Source organism: Serratia sp. CY47444, assembly GCF_052168635.1.
Classification (GTDB): domain Bacteria; phylum Pseudomonadota; class Gammaproteobacteria; order Enterobacterales; family Enterobacteriaceae; genus Serratia; species Serratia bockelmannii.
The window spans coordinates 1-15,920 of sequence record NZ_JBJNMH010000009.1; the positions used below are offsets into that span (position 1 = coordinate 1).

11 protein-coding genes and 3 tRNA genes are annotated in these 15,920 nt (G+C 61.2%); 10 read left to right on the forward strand and 4 right to left on the reverse strand.

Annotation, left to right across the window (positions count from 1 at the left end; all coding sequences use genetic code 11):
* Positions 1 to 766: IS110 family transposase (locus ACJ8IL_RS13360; RefSeq protein ID WP_442516592.1), on the forward strand; the 766-nt coding region annotated here is incomplete at its 5' end.
* 292 nt (positions 767 to 1,058) lie between these two features.
* Here ACJ8IL_RS13360 and mscM read toward each other — a convergent pair.
* From mscM to rsgA, 3 genes are all read right to left on the reverse strand, one after another.
* Entirely contained in the window at positions 1,059 to 4,406 is a 3,348-nt protein-coding gene (mscM, locus tag ACJ8IL_RS13365) for a miniconductance mechanosensitive channel MscM (RefSeq protein ID WP_334274110.1), read from the reverse strand.
* A gap of 13 nt (positions 4,407 to 4,419) precedes the next feature.
* A complete protein-coding gene (asd, locus tag ACJ8IL_RS13370; protein ID WP_025305014.1) occupies positions 4,420 to 5,313 on the reverse strand; it encodes an archaetidylserine decarboxylase in 894 nt (297 codons plus the stop codon).
* Between the two features lie 76 nt (positions 5,314 to 5,389).
* Entirely contained in the window at positions 5,390 to 6,439 is a 1,050-nt protein-coding gene (gene rsgA / locus ACJ8IL_RS13375) for a small ribosomal subunit biogenesis GTPase RsgA (RefSeq protein WP_004929686.1), read from the reverse strand.
* Positions 6,440 to 6,684: 245 nt separating this feature from the next.
* Between rsgA and orn the strand changes: the two genes are divergently transcribed.
* From orn to ACJ8IL_RS13395, 4 genes are all read left to right on the forward strand, one after another.
* Entirely contained in the window at positions 6,685 to 7,230 is a 546-nt protein-coding gene (orn, locus tag ACJ8IL_RS13380) for an oligoribonuclease (RefSeq protein WP_004929689.1), read from the forward strand.
* Positions 7,231 to 7,422: 192 nt separating this feature from the next.
* Positions 7,423 to 7,498: transfer RNA gene (locus ACJ8IL_RS13385), tRNA-Gly, on the forward strand.
* 66 nt (positions 7,499 to 7,564) lie between these two features.
* A tRNA-Gly gene (locus ACJ8IL_RS13390) sits at positions 7,565 to 7,640 on the forward strand.
* Positions 7,641 to 7,694: 54 nt separating this feature from the next.
* Positions 7,695 to 7,770: transfer RNA gene (locus tag ACJ8IL_RS13395), tRNA-Gly, on the forward strand.
* Positions 7,771 to 8,081: 311 nt separating this feature from the next.
* Here the strand turns inward: ACJ8IL_RS13395 and queG are convergent.
* The gene (gene queG, locus ACJ8IL_RS13400) at positions 8,082 to 9,221 is read right to left on the reverse strand and encodes a tRNA epoxyqueuosine(34) reductase QueG (RefSeq protein WP_442516593.1); all 1,140 of its coding nucleotides are present in this window, start codon (positions 9,219 to 9,221) and stop codon (positions 8,082 to 8,084) included.
* On the opposite strand from queG, the gene nnr reads away from it, so the two are divergent.
* Genes nnr through miaA form a run of 5 tightly spaced genes read left to right on the forward strand, consistent with a single transcriptional unit; the run spans position 9,220 to position 15,874 of the window.
* Positions 9,220 to 10,734 carry a bifunctional ADP-dependent NAD(P)H-hydrate dehydratase/NAD(P)H-hydrate epimerase gene (gene nnr / locus ACJ8IL_RS13405; protein WP_164068204.1) on the forward strand — a complete coding sequence of 505 codons (1,515 nt, stop codon included), beginning with the start codon at positions 9,220 to 9,222 and terminating at the stop codon, positions 10,732 to 10,734. The two genes, queG and nnr, sit on opposite strands and share 2 nt — an antisense overlap.
* 10 nt (positions 10,735 to 10,744) lie before the next feature.
* The gene (gene tsaE / locus ACJ8IL_RS13410) at positions 10,745 to 11,215 is read left to right on the forward strand and encodes a tRNA (adenosine(37)-N6)-threonylcarbamoyltransferase complex ATPase subunit type 1 TsaE (RefSeq protein WP_025305017.1); all 471 of its coding nucleotides are present in this window, start codon (positions 10,745 to 10,747) and stop codon (positions 11,213 to 11,215) included.
* Between the two features lie 7 nt (positions 11,216 to 11,222).
* Positions 11,223 to 13,034 (forward strand): N-acetylmuramoyl-L-alanine amidase AmiB, encoded by a 1,812-nt coding sequence (gene amiB / locus ACJ8IL_RS13415; RefSeq protein WP_164068206.1) that lies wholly within the window; start codon positions 11,223 to 11,225, stop codon positions 13,032 to 13,034.
* Positions 13,035 to 13,056: 22 nt separating this feature from the next.
* Positions 13,057 to 14,940: a DNA mismatch repair endonuclease MutL gene (gene mutL / locus ACJ8IL_RS13420; protein WP_099817065.1), complete on the forward strand. Its 1,884-nt coding sequence runs from the start codon at positions 13,057 to 13,059 to the stop codon at positions 14,938 to 14,940.
* Positions 14,933 to 15,874 carry a tRNA (adenosine(37)-N6)-dimethylallyltransferase MiaA gene (gene miaA, locus ACJ8IL_RS13425; protein WP_025305020.1) on the forward strand — a complete coding sequence of 314 codons (942 nt, stop codon included), beginning with the start codon at positions 14,933 to 14,935 and terminating at the stop codon, positions 15,872 to 15,874. The genes mutL and miaA overlap by 8 nt, the downstream gene beginning before the upstream one ends.
* Positions 15,875 to 15,920 lie beyond the last annotated feature (46 nt).

The window sequence follows — 15,920 nt, forward strand, 5'->3', positions numbered from 1 at the left end:
CCGGCCATTCGTCAAGAGCAACAAAAACGACTTCATCGACGCCGAAGCCATCTGCGAAGCCGCCTCACGCCCTTCCATGCGCTTCGTGACGCCAAGAACCGAAGACCAACAGGCAATGGGGGCGCTGCATCGTGTCCGGGATGCGTTCGTCAAAGAACGGGTAAAAACCACCAACCAGATGCACGGCTTTCTGCTGGAGTTTGGTATCAGCATGCCACGCGGTATAGCCGTTATCCGACGCCTGACCGCCGTGCTCGAAGAGCATCCATTACCGCCGTATTTAACCCGGCTGCTGCTGCTGCTCCGTCAACATTACGTCTATCTCAGCGAACAGATTGAGGGCGTCGAACAAGAGTTAAAAACGCATATGGCGGATGACGAGGCCACGCAGCGCCTGCTGAGCATTCCCGGTGTCGGCATGATAACCGCCAGTCTGTTGGCCACGAAGTTGGGCGATGGGAAAAATTATGCCGGCAGCCGGGACTTCGCCGCCTCGACGGGGCTGGTGCCGCGGCAATACAGCACAGGCGGGAAAAATACGCTGATGGGCATCAGCAAGCGGGGAGATAAAAATTTGCGTCGCCTGCTGGTCCAATGTGCCCGGGCCTTTATGCAGAGGCTGGAGCATAACCCGGGGCGTCTGGCTGAGTGGGTGAAGGTTCAGTTGACGCGGCATCACTCGAACGTGGTGGCCTGTGGACTGGCCAATAAACTGGCCAGGATAGCCTGGGCTATCACGGCGCATCGCACCGTTTTTAGCCAATAAAAAGCGCTGGCAGTTAGAGCTGTCAGCGCTTTGGATACCCAGTTACGACCTGGTTTTGCGACGACTGATTATGATGACATGAACGGCACAGCGACCTGCTGATGAACCTGACATAAAAAATGGCTCTTTGAAGCCGAGACCCTTTTCAGGTTCAACAGGTGCGGACTTCATCGTGGCGCGGGTAACGCAGTGTTACCCATCAGACGCCGTATAGATTTAAGCAAGCCCATCATAAATCAAAATCGGTGTTGCAAAAACGGGGGTGACCATAGATTTTTATCGCGAGAACCGCTTACAGGCCCCCGGCGTCGCGCTTGGTGTTCGGCGCCGGCGTGGACGGCGGCGTACGGCCGTTGTTGGTCAACCGTGACAGCGTCTCGGTGCGCACCTGGAACGGCGGGTACGGCAGCGTGATGCCGTGCTCGCGGTAGCCCGCCAAGATCAACTGGTGGATCTCGTGACGCAGCGGCATACGGTGGCCCATCTCGGCGGCGTAAATACGCATCTCGAAGATCTGGATGCCCTGTTGCAGATCAACCAGGTAAACCTCCGGCGCCGGGTTATCCAGCACCAGCGAGCAGCGCTCGGCGGCGTTCATCAGGATCTTGGTCACTTCTTCGCTGTTGGCTTCGCCCGGCGCCGGTACGGTCAGCACCACACGGGTCAGGTTATCCGACAGCGACCAGTTGACGAACTGTTCGGTGATGAAGGCTTTGTTCGGCACGATGATCTCTTTGCGGTCCCAGTCCGAGATGGTGGTGGCGCGGGTGTTGATCTTGGTGACGGTGCCGGTCAGGTTGCGGATCGTCACGGTGTCGCCGATGCGGATCGGTTTCTCGAACAGGATGATCAGGCCGGAGATGAAGTTGGAGAAGATCTCCTGCATGCCGAAGCCCAACCCCAGACTGAGCGCGGTAACCACCCACTGCAGTTTCGACCATTCGATGCCGATCCAGGCGAAGCTGAGCACCGCGCCGAACACCAGCAGCAGGTACTTGGTGATGGTGGTGATGGCGTAGCCGGTGCCCGGCGTCAGATCCAGGTGCTGCAGCACCGCCAGCTCCAGTAGCGCCGGCAGGTTGCGCACCAGCTGCATGGTGATGATCAACACCAGAATGGCAATCAGGACCGCGCCGAGGGTGATCGGATGGGCGGTTTCCACGCCGTTCACCGTCGAGGTCACGTCCCACAGCGAGATGTTTTCCAGGAAGGCGAACGCGGAGTGGATCTCCGACCACAGTACGATCACCGACACCAGCGCGATCAGCGTCAGGATCGACCGCACCAGCCGCAGCGACTGGGCGCTGATGGTGTCCAGATCGAAGTCCGAATCGTCCGGATCGATGGCGCCTTCGGTGCTGTTCGGGGTGTGCGAGGTTTCGTCTTCGCCGCGGGCGCGCTGGGCCAGGATGTCTGCGCGGCGCTGTTTGGCGCGATCGAAGGCGATGCGACGCCGTTGGATCAGCATCCAGCGGCGGATGATGTGGTAGATGACCAGCAGCAGGAACCAGATCGCCACCGAGGTTTCCAGGCGCGCCAACAGCGCCTGCGCGGTGGTGAGGTAACCGACGGTCGAGGCCAGTGCCGCCAACAGCGGCGCCGACAGCAGCAGCCCCCAGAAGGCGCTGTTGAGCATGTTGTCGCCGGAGCCGTTTTTATCCAGATACAGCGGGATACCGGCGCGCTTCAGGCTGTGGGTGACCAGCGCCAGCGCCAGACACAGCAGGATGAAGCACAGCCGCCCCAGGGTGTTGGCGAACTCGCGCTCTTTCAGGCTATCGAAGGTGATCAGCGCCATGATCAGCGGCACGATCAGCCAGATCGACATCTTGTAGTAGCGCATGGCGCGCGAAACCTGCTTCGCCGGCCAGCGGAAGTGCACGATGAACAACCCCTGCGGATGGGCGAAGGCGGCGCAGATCATGCAGATCCACAGGATCGGCAGCGTGGCGGTCACCCCTTTGCCGATCGCTTCCGCCACCGGGTAGTTCCAGGCGCTCTGCAGGCCGTAGCCGAGCGCGGCCCACAGCACCGGCAGCGGCATCGCCACCAGAATCGACCAGAACACGGTGCGCACCGTCAGGAAGAATTCGTCCTGCGTCACCTTGCCGACGCGGCTGCTGGCGCGCTCGAGGAAGGCGTGATAGTGCTTGCGCGAACTGATGCTGAAAATCACCAGCAGCAGGGCGCCGAAGATCGGGATCAGCGTTTCGCGGCTGGTCACCATCATCATGAAGGCACCGCCGAGCTGCGACAGCGTGTCCAGCGACAGGACGCGCGTCAGATCGTGCGCCACGTTGAGCGGATAAGAGAAGTTGATCGGATTGACGTCCGGCACCCAGAACAGATAGCGGTGGGTGGCGTCGCGGATCTCGTTCAACGCTTCGATCAGCTGGGTGTTGGCCACCTTCAGCTTGGTCAGCTCGAGGATTTGGGTGTCGCAACCGGACAGCAACGAGTTGAGCAGTTCGCGCTGGGTGCGCAGCTGAGCATCGACGATGCGCTGCTCCTGGTTGGTCAGCGCGCTGCCGTCGTCGCGTTTGAATTCGCGCTGCGACAGTTTTTCCAGTTGATTTTCAAACTGCAGGCGCTGCACGCGCAGCTGGGCCATGTCGCCGTCCAGCTGTTGCGGCTTGGGCATTTCCGGCAGCGTTGCCACCTGGGCGCGCAGGGTTTCCCCTAACGCCGACGACGAGCCGAGCCACTGGGCCTGTTCGATAATGGTGCTCAGCGCCTGGCGCACCTGCAGCGTCTGCGCCGCCGCCTGCCGCTGCTGCGATGAAATCAGATCCATGCGCTGCGCCTGGCTGTTCAGCGCGGCGGACAGTTCGCGGTTGATCTGCAGCTGTTGGCTGAGGCTTTTTGGCAAGTCGCCGTTCTGCTCGGCCAGCTGCTCGGTTTTTTCCAGCGCCAGTTCCGCTTCGCGTTGGCGCTGGGCGTTGAGGTTGTTGCGCAGCGCTTGCAGCTGAACGTCTATTTTCTCGTGGCGCTTTTTATAGACCTCGGCGCGCATGCGCGCCAGCTCCTGACGGTTGTTGGCCGACAGCTGCGCCAGCTCCAGCTCGTCCACTTTGGCTTTGCGCGCCGCGGCTTCGGTCTGCAGCAGGGCCAGGGCGGCCTGCGCGTACGGGGTGGTCGGGTTGGCGGGCTGCGCCTGCAGACGGCGCTGCACTTCGGTCAGCGCGCGGCGGGCGTCGGTCTGCTGCTGCGGCAGTTGGCCGAGCGAATCGCTGATTTCCCGCGTGCGATCCTGCTCTTGCTGCAGCAGGCGCGCCTGTTCCAGCAGCAGGCTGCTGGTTTGCAGGATCTGCTGTTCCAGCTCGGCGGCCGGCAGATCGTCGCCGTTCGGCAGGATCTTGTTGCTTTCCAGCACCAGCTGACGGCGCAGCTCCTGCGTCATCTTCGGGAAATCGTCGATCACCCTCTGATACTGCTCGGAGCGAGTCTGCGACTCTTTACGCTCCGTCAGCCAGTTGAGGGCGCTTTGCAGCGCCTCGGTGGTTTCCGCCTGATTCGGCGCGTTTTTGCTGCTTTCCGCCTGCTTCAGCTCCTGTTTGAGCTGGTTCTCGGTCGGCACGGGGGCGGCCAGCGCCGGTTGCCACAGCAGGCAACCGAGCAAAAGCGTGATGATCAGGCGCACGGCGTCGATTCCTTTAGAGCGGGGTCTGTGGTGTTTCAGCGGCGGCCGGGATTTCGGCGAAGGCCTCACCCATGCGGGTGACGGTGCCGTTATGCAGCTGCGGCGCAAACTGCACGCTGCCTGCGGTAAACAGGTTGATCACCGTGGAGCCGAGTTTGAAACGGCCCATCTCGGCGCCTTTTTCCAGCGCGATGGCGCCTTCTTCGCCGGCGGCCGGGTAGGTCCAGCGTTTGATGATGCCTTCGCGCGGCGGCGTGACGGTGCCGGCCCAGATGGTTTCGATGCTGCCGACGATGGTGGCGCCGACCAGGATTTGCACCATCGGCCCGATGTCAGTGTCGAATACGCAGATCACGCGCTCGTTGCGAGCGAACAGGTTAGGCACGTTGGCGGCGGTGAGCGGGTTGACCGAGAACAGATCGCCCGGTACATAGATCATTTCGCGCAGTACGCCGGCGCACGGCATGTGTACGCGGTGATAGTCGCGCGGTGCCAGGTAGGTAGTGGCGAACAGGCCGTTGCGGAACGGCTCGGCCAACAGGTAGTTGCCGGCCAGCAGTGCTTCCAGGCTGTAGTGGTGGCCTTTGGCCTGGAAGATTTGATCCTCGCGGATCGGGCCGAGCTGGCTGATGGCGCCATCGGCAGGCAGCGCCAGCCAGTTGGCGTCGGCGATGATCGGGCGCGCACCATCGCGCAGCGGGCGCACGAAGAAGTCGTTGAAGGTAGCGTAAGACGTCAGGTCCGGGTTTTGCGCTTCCTGCATGTCCACGCGGTAGTAGCGGGCGAAGGTTTTGACCACCAGTTGGGTCAGCCAGCCTGCCTGTTTGTCGGCGCCCCAGCCCGCCAGGCGGGTCAGCGCCAGCTTCGGTAGCCAATATTGCAGTTTAATCTTGATGCTATCCAGCACGTTAACCTCGTGAATCAGGGTAAAGGGCGCGCATTGTAACGAGGGCCTCGCCGTCGTCAATGCTCGCCCGTCAGTGTCAGTCTGCGGCGTCCGTGAAGTTCTTGCGAACCTTCACCTGAGCCATGCTTTCCAGAATGCGGTGATAGTTGTCGAAACGCTCTTCCGCGATATCGCCTTTCTCCATCGCCGCGCGGATGGCGCAGCCGGGATCGGTATCGTGGCGGCAGTCGCGGAATTTGCAACCGCCTAAATAATCACGGAATTCGACAAAGCCGCGGGTGATTTGTTCCGGCTCCAGGTGCCACAGGCCAAACTCGCGCACCCCCGGGGAGTCGATCACGTCGCCACCGTGCTGGAAATGGTACAGCCGCGCGGCGGTGGTGGTATGTTGCCCGAGGCCCGAGACGTCGGAAACCTGATTTACCAGAATTTGCTCTTCAGACGGCGGCAGCAGCGCGTTCAGCAGGCTGGACTTGCCGACTCCCGACTGGCCGGCGAAGATGCTGATGCGCCCGGCGAGCGCCTGTTCGAATTCCGCCATGCCTTCCCGCGTCTGGCTGGAGACTTCCAGCACCCGGTAGCCAATCTTGCGATAGATATCCATCATGCCGTCGACCAGCTTGCGCGCTTCGGCGTCCAGCAGGTCAATTTTGTTGAGCACGATCAGCGGCTCGACTTCGAGCGTTTCGCAGGCCACCAGATAGCGGTCGATGATGTTCAGCGACAGCTCGGGCAGGATCGCTGACACGATGACGATCTGATTGATATTGGCGGCGATCGGTTTCACGCCGTCGTAGAAGTCCGGGCGCGTCAGCACCGAGGTGCGCTCGTGCACCGCTTCCACAATGCCTTTTACCCCTTCATGGGTGCCCAGGCCGGGGCGCCACACCACGCGATCGCCGGTGACCAGCGAACGCAGCGTGCGGCGGATATTGCAGCGGTGCTGAGTGCCATCCGGCGCCTCAACGTCGGCGTGCATGCCGAAACGGCTGATGACGACGCCTTCCTGCGGCTCGCCCAGCTGGGAATCATCCGGTTCCGGTTTGTTATCAGCGCGTTTCAGACGGCGCTGATGGTTCGCCTGCACGCGGCGTTGCTGACCTTTGGACAGTTTGTTCTTACTCACTGCGCCTCACTTGAATCGGTTTTATACCTTTACGTATACGCACAGCTGCGGCGAGGGACTAGCCCCGGGCGCAGCCTTGAACCCGTCAGGGTATATGTCGCCGATGGCGACCAAAAAGACTATGATACACGCTATTTTATATTAAATAACCGTTGTTAGCCGCCGGCTGCGGCGCGTTGCCACCGGCGGCGCCCGTCGTCTCGTCCGCACAGCGTTTTTCTCTCGGCTTTTAGGCAGGAAACATCATGACAGGAAACGAAAATAACCTGATTTGGATCGATTTGGAGATGACCGGGCTGGATCCCGAGCGTGACCGCATTATTGAGATCGCCACGCTGGTCACCGACGCCAACCTGAACATCCTGGCGGAAGGGCCGGTGATCGCCGTGCACCAATCCGACGAGCAGCTGGCCTTGATGGACGAGTGGAACGTGCGCACCCATACCGGCAGCGGGCTGGTGGAGCGGGTGAAAGCCAGCCGCCAGGACGATCGCGCCGCTGAGCTGGAAACGATAGCCTTCCTGCAGCAGTGGGTACCGGCCGGCAAATCGCCGATCTGCGGCAACAGCGTGGGCCAGGATCGCCGTTTCTTGTTCCGTTATATGCCGGAGCTGGAGGCCTACTTCCATTACCGCTATCTGGACGTCAGCACGCTGAAGGAGCTGGCGCGCCGTTGGAAGCCTGAAATTCTCGGCGGCTTTAAGAAGCAGGGCACCCATCAGGCGCTGGATGACATCCGTGAATCGGTGGCCGAACTGGCTTATTACCGCGAACATTTCATTCAGCTTTAAAGCGATGACGGCCCCTGCGGGGAAAAAACGCCGTTTTTAGCCGCTTAATTCGCCAATCTGGCGCTTTAATCGGCAATCAAACAAAAATCGCGTTTTTTTGCTTTCAGGGGCTTGCGACAAAAAGGATTTCTCGTATAATGCGCACCCCGTACCGATGAAGAATTTCGTAACGTTCCACCATCGATACGCCGGGCGGGAATAGCTCAGTTGGTAGAGCACGACCTTGCCAAGGTCGGGGTCGCGAGTTCGAGTCTCGTTTCCCGCTCCAAATTCAACAATGCCGCGATGCGGCATGATGAATAAATAAAGCAGTATCAAGCAGTACCTATGCGACGCGGGAATAGCTCAGTTGGTAGAGCGCAACCTTGCCAAGGTTGAGGTCGCGAGTTCGAGCCTCGTTTCCCGCTCCAAAAATTCAAAGGTCACGCCAGTGTTTGGTGGCCGGATGCCAAAAGCATCTCAATGCGGGAATAGCTCAGTTGGTAGAGCACGACCTTGCCAAGGTCGGGGTCGCGAGTTCGAGTCTCGTTTCCCGCTCCAATTTTCTCTTCGTTTCAAACTCAAATCCAACGCCTTATTCGGCGCGGGTTTTTGTCCCGTTTTACACGCCTGGTAAAAATGTTGTAAACAGAGTTATCCACAGCCTCTGTACATAAACTCGCCTGCCTGAAAAATCAACGTCATACAAATTAAATATTTATCTATTTGATTTATATGCTTATTTATTTATCCCAAAACGTTATGCCGATCACTTGCTCTTTTTGTTGCAGTTGAAAGACAACGTGTTTTTATTTTTATGCACAAATCCACAGAGTGAGTCTTCCGGCGATACGCCTGAATGGCGTACGCCGTCAGGCATCCCTTGGCAAACCTTTTTCCACAGCCCGTATCAGCCGCTTTTTCTGCGCCGTCTGCACCTCGATACCCTGCGCTTCGCGGCGAGCGAGCTGTTGCGCCAGCGCCCAGTGGATATGTTCATCCAGCATGGCGTCTTGGCCCAAACGCGTGCGCAGTGCGAGCACGATGCTGTCTTCGTAGGGCGCATTGCCCAGCGCCACTGCGATATTGCGCAGCCAGCGCAGGTGGCCGATGCGGCGTATCGCCGAGCCTTCGGTGATGCGCAGGAATTTTTCTTCCGTCCAGTTGAACAGATCGAGCAGCTGCGGCGCATGCAGCGCGGCGCGGGGGCTGAAATCGTCTTCGTCGGTGAGCTGAGAAAAGCGGTTCCACGGGCAAATCAGCTGGCAGTCGTCGCAGCCGTAGATGCGGTTGCCGAGCAGCGGACGGAATTCTTCCGGGATCGCGCCTTCCAGCTCGATGGTCAGGTAGGAGATGCAGCGCCGGGCATCGACGGTGTAGGGCGCGACGATGGCGCCGGTCGGGCAGGTGGTGATGCAGGCAACGCAGCGGCCGCACTGCTCTTCCTGCGGCTGATCCACCGGCAATGGCAGGTCGATCAGCAGTTCGCCGAGGAAAAACCACGACCCGCCTTCACGGTTGAGAATTAGTGAGTGTTTACCAACCCAGCCAATGCCCGCTTTGGCGGCCAGCGCGCGCTCCATCACCGGCGCAGAATCGACAAAGGGGCGAAAATTCAACTCGCCGCAGTATTCCTGGATCTGATCGCCCAGCTTTTTCAGACGCTGGCGCAACAGCTTGTGATAGTCGCGCCCCAGCGCGTAGCGGCTGACGTAGCCCAGTTGCGGGTTCTGCAGGGTGCTGGCAAACGCCGCCTTGGCCGGCAGGTAGTTCATGCGCACGCTGATCACCCGCAGCGTGCCCGGCAACAGCTCGTGAGGGCGCGCGCGCAACATGCCGTGGCGCGCCATCCATTCCATCTCGCCGTGGTACTGCTTGTCGAGCCAGGCCTGCAGCTTCGGCTCTTCCAGGCTCAGATCGGTATCGCAGATGCCAACCTGCTGGAATCCTAGCGATTGCCCCCATTGCTTGATATGTTGGGCGAGTTGATGGAGATCGAGGGGGTGCGTCATGACGGGCCACAGTGAAAAAGCATACGCTGACAGTTTACCACACTCTGTCTGGCCTGCGGATTGGATCCGTCGCTCGGAACCCGCGGCGGCGGCCTCGCTCGGTCTTTCTCTTTACGATTTAATGCTGCGCGCCGGTCAGGCGGCCTACGTTCTGGCGCGCGACACTTATCCCTCCTGCAACCACTGGCTGGTGCTCTGTGGCCACGGCAACAACGGCGGCGACGGCTATGTGGTGGCGCGTTTGGCGAAGGCGGCGGGCGTGCAGGTGACGCTGATCGCCTGCGAAGGCGCGCGGCCTTTGCCGCCGGAGGCCGCAGCGGCCCGCGAGGCCTGGCTGGCTGCCGGCGGCGACATTCTACCGGCGAACAGCCGCTGGCCGGCGTCTGTTTCGCTCATCATTGATGGCCTGCTAGGCACCGGCCTGGGCAGCGCGCCGCGTGCGCCCTACGACGCGCTGATCGAGGCCGTCAACCGCCATTCGGCGCCGGTGGTGGCGCTCGATATCCCGTCCGGCCTGCTGGCGGAAAGTGGCGCGACGCCGGGCCCGGTCGTGCGTGCCGCGCACACCATCACGTTCATTGGCCTCAAGCCGGGTTTGCTGACCGGGCAGGCGCGCGACTGGGTCGGGCAACTTCATCAGAATACGCTAGGCTTATCGGATTGGCTGGCGAAGCAACCGGAGCAGATTCAGCGGCTTACCGCCGAGGTGTTACCGCGCTGGCTGCATCCGCGTCGTCCCTGTGCCCATAAAGGCGAGCATGGCCGTCTGCTGTTGGTGGGCGGCGATCGCGGGTTCGGTGGCGCCATTCGCATGGCGGCGGAAGCGGCGCTGCGCAGCGGGGCTGGGTTGGTGCGAGTGCTTACTCACATTGAGCACGTCGCGCCGCTGCTGGCGGCCAGGCCGGAGTTGATGGCGCAGGCGCTGGACGAGACGACGCTTCGGCAGGCGATGCAATGGGCGGATGTGCTGGTGATCGGTCCGGGGCTTGGCCAGGCTGAGTGGGGCAAAAATGCCTTGAACGTGCTGCAAACCAGCGATAAACCGGCCTTGTGGGACGCCGATGCGCTGAACTTGCTGGCATTAAATCCCGAGAAACGGCAGAATCGCGTGATGACTCCGCATCCTGGAGAGGCTGCGCGGCTGTTGAGCTGCAGCACTGTCGACATCGAGAGTGATCGCTTACTTGCCGTGCGTAAGCTGACGGCACGCTACGGCGGCGTGGCGGTGCTAAAAGGCGCCGGTACGCTGATCGCCGATGAGCAGGGGCAGATGGCGATCGCCGACGTCGGCAACGCCGGCATGGCCTCCGGCGGCATGGGCGATGTGCTGTCGGGCATCATCGGCGGTTTGCTGGCGCAAAAGCTCTCGCTGTATGATGCCGCCTGTGCGGGCTGCGTCGTACACGGCGCGGCCGGCGATCGCGTAGCGGAAAGACAAGGAACAAGAGGCATGTTGGCGACCGATTTACTGCCGGACATCCTTCATTTCGTTAACCCTGAGTGGGCAAAATAGACTTTATCGAATGAAAGAACTCGTTTTACCTCTGCCGGACGAGGCAGCGACTGTCGCTTTGGGCACCACTTTGGCCAAGGCCTGCGATCGCGCCAGCGTCATCTATCTCTACGGCGACCTGGGCGCCGGTAAAACCACCTTCAGCCGTGGTTTCCTGCAGGCGTTGGGGCATCAGGGCAACGTCAAAAGCCCAACCTACACGCTGGTGGAACCCTATGCCTTGCAGCCGCTGGCGGTGTATCACTTCGATCTGTATCGCCTGGCCGATCCGGAAGAGCTTGAATTTATGGGCATTCGCGATTACTTCGCGCAAGACGCCATCTGCCTGGTCGAATGGCCGCAGCAGGGCACTGGCGTGCTGCCGGAGCCGGATCTGGCGCTGCACCTCAGCTATCAGGGCGAGGGGCGAGAGGCGAAGATCGAGGCGATTTCCGCATACGGCAGCCAGCTGTTAGACCGCATTCATGGATCACAGGGATGATGCTGCAATGACGCATGTGTTGAAAAAATTTGCGGTCATCATGCTGATCGCCGTGCTGGGGCCGCTCGGCGCGTTGAACGTGCTGGCGGCGTCCTCGCTGTCCGATATCAAAGTGTCCAACGCCCAACGCGAAGCGACGGTGTCGGTGAGCTTCAATGGTCCACCGGACTACGCGTTTTTCCCGCTGCACGGCCCGGAGCGCGTGGTGCTTGACGTCAACCAGAAAGGCAAGGTCGGCGGCCTGCCGCTCAATTTCAGCGGCCAAAACCTGGTGAAGAGCATTCGCTCCAGCGCGCCGAAAGACGCTCAGAGCGTGCGTTTGGTGTTTGATCTGACGCAGCGCGCCAAAACCCGCGTCGCCACCCGCCAGAACGGCGGCGTGCACACCGTAGTGTTCACTATCACGGCCGAAGGCAGTGCCAATACCGTAGTGCGTAAAGCGCCGGTTGCGGTCAATCCACCGCCGCGTCAGGCACCCGTCACGGTCAGCCAGCCACCGCGCCAGGCGCCGGTGGCGGTGCGTGAAGCGCCGGAGCCGCCGCTGCGCAAAGCGCCGACGGGATCGAATCCCTTTACCCATAAACAGACCGTGGTTGCAGGCACCGCCACCGAGGTGACGCCGCGCAGTAGCCGCGTTTCCGCCGGTTCCGGCGATCGGGTGGTGGTAGCGATCGACGCCGGCCACGGCGGCCAGGATCCGGGCGCCATTGGCCCGAGCGGGCTGAAAGAAAAGAACGTCACCATCGCCATCGCGCGCCGCCTGCAGGCGATGCTGGACGCCGATCCGCAGTTCAAACCGGTGCTGACGCGTAACGGCGACTATTTCATCTCGGTCATGGGGCGTTCCGACGTTGCGCGTAAACAGGGTGCCAACGTGCTGGTCTCCATCCACGCCGACGCCGCGCCGAACCGCAGCGCCAGCGGGGCTTCCGTCTGGGTGCTGTCCAATCGCCGCGCCAACAGCGAAATGGCCGGCTGGCTCGAACAGCATGAGAAGCAGTCTGAGTTGCTCGGCGGCGCCGGCGATTTGCTGGCCAACAGCCAGGCCGATCCTTATCTGAGCCAGGCGGTGCTGGACCTGCAGTTCGGCCACTCGCAGCGCGTCGGGTACGATGTGGCGGTGAAGGTGCTGCAGCAGCTGCAGAGCGTCGGATCGTTGCATAAACGCCGGCCGGAACACGCCAGCCTGGGTGTATTGCGTTCGCCGGATATTCCCTCGCTGCTGGTGGAAACCGGATTTATCAGTAATAGCACGGAGGAGCGGCTGCTGGGCAGTAGCGCGTATCAGGAGAAGATTGCCAAGGCCATTCATAACGGCCTGCGCAGCTACTTCCTGGCGCATCCGCTGCAAGCCGACCCAAAGGTGGAAAACCGACCGCTGGACGTCGCAGCGGCGGTTAACACCTCAACACCAGACGTGCGCCAGCCGGAGCCTATCGTGAGCTCGGCCGGCGCGAGCCGCAGCGTAAGCGGCAAGACTCAGATCCATGTGGTGAAACGGGCGGAGACGCTGTCCGGCATCGCCGACAGCTACGGCACGACCATGGCGGCGCTGCGGGATCTGAACAAACTGAAAAAAGACGGCGTGTGGGTCGGGCAACGTCTGAAGGTGCCGGCGGGGAAAACCGCCGCCGTCACCGCCGTCGCCAAGGCGAAAACGCCGGCGAAGAAGCCGTCTAAACATAAAGTGGCCCGCGGGGACACGCTGTCCTCTATCGCTTCTCGTTATGGGATCAGCGTCGGCGATCTGAAACGGGTCAATAATCTGAAGTCGGACGTCGCGCCGCTGGACCGGACGCTGACCATTCCGCAGGCCTAGCGCCACCGCTACAGGAGTCAGCATGCCTATCCAGGTGTTACCGCCACAGCTCGCCAACCAGATCGCCGCCGGAGAGGTGGTTGAACGCCCCGCGTCGGTCGTCAAAGAGCTGGTGGAAAACAGCCTGGACGCCGGTGCGACGCGCATCGATATCGATATCGAACGCGGCGGCGCCAAGCTGATCCGCATTCGCGACAACGGCTGCGGCATCGGCAAGGACGATTTGGCGCTGGCGCTGGCGCGGCACGCTACCAGTAAAATCAGCACGCTCGATGACCTGGAAGCGATCGTCAGCCTCGGTTTTCGCGGCGAAGCGCTGGCCAGTATCAGCTCGGTTTCCCGTTTGACCCTGACGTCGCGCACCGCCGAACAAAGCGAGGCGTGGCAAGCCTATGCCGAAGGGCGCGAGCAGGCGGTGACGGTCAAACCCGCCGCGCACCCGGTCGGCAGTACGCTGGAAGTGCTGGATTTGTTTTACAACACGCCGGCGCGCCGCAAGTTCATGCGTACCGAGAAAACCGAATTCGGCCATATCGATGAAGTGGTGCGGCGCATCGCGCTGGCGCGTTTCGATGTGGCGATCAACCTCAGCCACAACGGCAAACTGATCCGCCAATACCGGGCGGCGAAAGAAGAGAGCCAGCACGAACGCCGTTTGGGCAGCATCTGCGGCCCGGCGTTTTTACAGCATGCGCTGAACATCGACTGGCAACACGGCGATCTGAGTATCCGCGGCTGGGTGGCGGATCCGGCGGGGGCGCGCCAGCTGGGTGAGATGCAATACTGCTACGTCAATTGCCGCATGATGCGCGATCGCTTGATCAATCACGCGATTCGTCAGGCCTATCAGGATCAGCTAAAAGACGATCAGCAGCCCGCTTACGTGCTGTATCTGGAAGTCGACCCGCACCAGGTGGACGTCAACGTTCATCCCGCCAAGCACGAGGTGCGTTTCCATCAGGCGCGGCTGGTACACGATTTTATCTACCAGGCGGTGACCACCGTGCTGCAACAGGCCGGTCAGACACCGTCGCTGCCGCTGGCGGAAACGCCCGACGAAGCGCCCGCGCCGGTCTGGCAGCAGGAAAACCGCGTCGCCGCCGGCGGCAACCATTTTTCTCAGCCGGCGCCGCGTCGCGAAACGCCGTCATCGGCCGGCGCCGTCCGCGAGCGCGCGCCGCAGCCCGGTTGGCAAACGGCGGGCGGTTACCAGAAACGCGAAGGCGAGCTGTACGGCAAACTGATGCAGCCCGCCACCGAGCCACCGGCCGATGCGACGCCGGAAGTTTCGAGCAAGCCGCCGCTGTTCCCGCCGGCGAAAGCCGCCGTGGAAACGCCGTTGGCGAGCGGACAACACAGCTTTGGCCGGGTGCTGATGATCCATCCGCCGTGCTACGCGCTGATTGAACAGCGCCAGCAGCCGGCGTTGCTCAATCTGACGGTGGCCGAACGCTGGCTGCGCCAGGCGCAGCTCAATCCGCCGACGGAAGGGCTGCGGCCGCAACCGCTGCTGATACCGATCAAGCTGACGTTGGATAAGAACGAAGCGGCGGCCATTGCACGGCATCAGGCGCTGCTGACGATGATGGGGCTGGATCTGCAGACGGATCACGGCCGTGTGACGCTGCGCGCAGTGCCTTTACCATTACGCCAACAAAATTTACAAAAACTGATACCCGAACTGTTAGGCTATCTGGCCGAACATCAGGAGATGTCGCCCGCGGTGCTGGCCACCTGGCTCGCTCGCCGTCTTGGCAGCGAACATGAACAGTGGAACACCTCGCAAGCGATACAATTGCTGACCGACGTTGAACGACTTTGCCCGCAGCTGGTCAAATCGCCACCGAGCGGACTTTTACAACCCGTTGATTTACAGGCCGCACTGGCGGCCCTCAAGCATGACTAACACTGAAATGACACCACGTCCCCCGGCTATTTTCATCATGGGGCCGACCGCCTCAGGTAAGACCGCGCTGGCGATCGCGCTGCGCGAACGCCTGCCGGTGGAACTGATCAGCGTCGATTCCGCGCTGATTTACCGCGGCATGGATATCGGCACCGCCAAGCCGAGCGCCGAAGAATTGGCGCAGGCGCCGCATCGGCTGATCGATATTCGCGATCCCGCCGAAGCTTACTCGGCCGCGGAGTTCCGCGCCGACGCGCTGAAGGAGATGGCCGATATCACCGCCGCCGGGCGCATTCCGCTGCTGGTCGGCGGCACCATGTTGTATTTCAAGGCGTTGCTGGAAGGATTGTCGCCGCTGCCCTCCGCCGATCCCGCGGTGCGCGAGCGCATCGAACGCCAAGCGGCGGAGCAGGGCTGGGAGGCGCTGCACCGTCAGTTGCAGGCGATCGATCCGGTCGCGGCAGTGAGAATTCATCCGAATGATCCGCAGAGACTGTCCAGAGCACTGGAAGTTTTTTTTATTTCGGGTAAAACTTTAACGGAACTGACTCAAATTTCGGGTGAATCGTTACCGTATCAAGTTCACCAATTTGCGATAGCGCCGACCAGCCGTGAGTTGATCCATCAACGCATCGAGCTGCGGTACCATCAAATGTTGGCGGCGGGTTTTGAGACGGAAGCGCGTGCACTTTTCGCACGGGGTGATTTGCATACGGACTTGCCCTCCATTCGCTGTGTCGGTTACCGCCAGATGTGGTCATACTTGTCTGGTGAAATTAGTTACGATGAGATGGTTTATCGTGGTATTTGCGCAACACGTCAGTTGGCTAAACGTCAGATGACCTGGTTACGGGGTTGGGAGTCGGTCCATTGGTTGGACAGTGAAAAGCCGGGAGAGGCTTTGGACTCGGTGACACAGGTTGTTAGTGCATAGGTTGGGTGATTGTGTACAATTGCTGAGTATTCAGCGCGCAAATTTT

Coding starts and splice junctions, on each gene's coding strand:
- amiB (WP_164068206.1), top strand. CDS start 11,223: ATGACGCATGTGTTGAAAAAATTTGCGGTCATCATGCTGATCGCCGTG.
- tsaE (WP_025305017.1), top strand. CDS start 10,745: ATGAAAGAACTCGTTTTACCTCTGCCGGACGAGGCAGCGACTGTCGCT.
- miaA (WP_025305020.1), top strand. CDS start 14,933: ATGACTAACACTGAAATGACACCACGTCCCCCGGCTATTTTCATCATG.
- orn (WP_004929689.1), top strand. CDS start 6,685: ATGACAGGAAACGAAAATAACCTGATTTGGATCGATTTGGAGATGACC.
- nnr (WP_164068204.1), top strand. CDS start 9,220: ATGACGGGCCACAGTGAAAAAGCATACGCTGACAGTTTACCACACTCT.
- queG (WP_442516593.1), bottom strand. CDS start 9,221: ATGACGCACCCCCTCGATCTCCATCAACTCGCCCAACATATCAAGCAA.
- mutL (WP_099817065.1), top strand. CDS start 13,057: ATGCCTATCCAGGTGTTACCGCCACAGCTCGCCAACCAGATCGCCGCC.